Annotated in this window: 1 protein-coding gene; it reads right to left on the bottom strand. The window is 72.1% G+C overall.

What is annotated here, in order from left to right:
- On the bottom strand, window positions 1-1525 hold a 1525-nt coding region (locus tag ABZY57_RS32730), incomplete at both ends, for a polyketide synthase dehydratase domain-containing protein (RefSeq protein ID WP_356518184.1).

Genomic DNA, 1525 nt, shown 5'->3' with positions numbered 1-1525 from the left:
CCAACAACACACTCCGCACCCCATGCACCACCACCAAATGCCGCGCCACCACCGCACCCAGACCACCCGTACCACCCGTCACCAACACCGTCCCGGTGTCGTCGGACGAGAAGACGGATGCGGTCGGCTGCGGGGGTGCGACCTTCACGAGGCGTGCTGCGTGCAGCCGGCCGTCATGGACCGCGACCTGCGGTTCCCCCAGGGCCATGACCTCTTCCACGGCGTACGGCGCGCGGCCGTCCGTGTCGACGAGGACCAGCCGTTCGGGGGCCTCCAGCTGTGCGGCGCGCACGAAGCCCCACACAGCGGCGCCGGCCGGGTCGACGTCAGCCGACTGCTCCACGGCTACCGCGCCGTTCGTCTCCACGATCAGCCGGGTGCCGGAGAAGCCCTCCTCCGCCAGAAGCCGCTGGACGGCCGTGAGGACGCGTTGTACGGAGGCCCGCAGACCGTCGGGCCCGAAGTCCTCCTGCCGTTCGACACGCAGTACGAGGACTTCGGCTGCCGGGGCCCCGTCGGAGGACGCCCCGTCCCAGTCCTGCCACTCGACGGTCCGCTGTCCGGACGGTACGTCGGCGGGTGACCACTCCAGGTGGAGCAGCGGCTGTTCCGCCTCCGTGGCGGTCACGGTGGGCAGCGGACGGAAGGTGATCGCGTCGATGGTCGCGACCGGCCTGCCGTGAACGTCCGCCACGGCCACCGTCGTCCCGCCCGACGGGGCGGGGGTCAGCTTGACGCGTGCGCCCGCCGCGCCTGCGGCGTGCAGTTCGACACCGGACCACGCGAACGGAAGGCCCGCCTGGTTGTCGTCCGTGCTCTTGGCGAAGGCGGCGTGCAGGCAGGCGTCCAACAGGGCGGGGTGGATGCCGAACTCCTCCGCGTCCCCGTGGTACTGCTCGGGCAGCTCCACCTCGGCGAAGACCGCATCGCCCTGAAGCCAGACACGCTTGAGGCCCTGGAAGGCGGGCCCGTAGTCCATGCCCGCCTCGGCGAAGCGGGCGTAGAGGCCGTCGAGTTCGAGCTCCTCGGCATCTGCGGGCGGCCACTGGGTGAGCTCTTCGCCGAGTCCGTACCGCGCCTCGGGCGCCAGCGTGCCCGTCGCGTGCAGGGTCCATGCGGCGTCCGGGTCGCCGGCCGCGGTCACGCGCGAGTAGACGGCGACGTCACGGGAGTGGGACTCCTCGGCGGCTCCCACGACGACCTGGACCTGGACCGCTCCACGTGCGGGCAGGACCAGCGGGGCTTGGAGCGTGAGCTCCTCCAGGCCGCCACACCCCACCTGGTCCCCCGCGTGGATGGCCAGTTCGACGAATCCCGTACCCGGGAACAGCACGGCGTCCCCGACCACGTGGTCGGCCAGCCAGGGCGCGGCGCTCGCCGAGAGCCGCCCGGTGAGGACGACGCCTCCGGACTCGGCGAGCGAGATAGCCGCTCCGAGGAGCGGGTGATCGGCAGCGTCGAGACCGGCAGCGGTCACATCACCGCCACCCGTACGCGCCTGCACCCAGTAACGCTCGCGCTGGAA

It is taken from the genome of Streptomyces sp. NPDC006450, assembly GCF_040612195.1.
In the GTDB taxonomy this organism is placed as follows: domain Bacteria; phylum Actinomycetota; class Actinomycetes; order Streptomycetales; family Streptomycetaceae; genus Streptomyces.
Note: the sequence above shows the minus strand (reverse complement) of the source record. Positions and strands in the feature narration are given on the sequence as shown.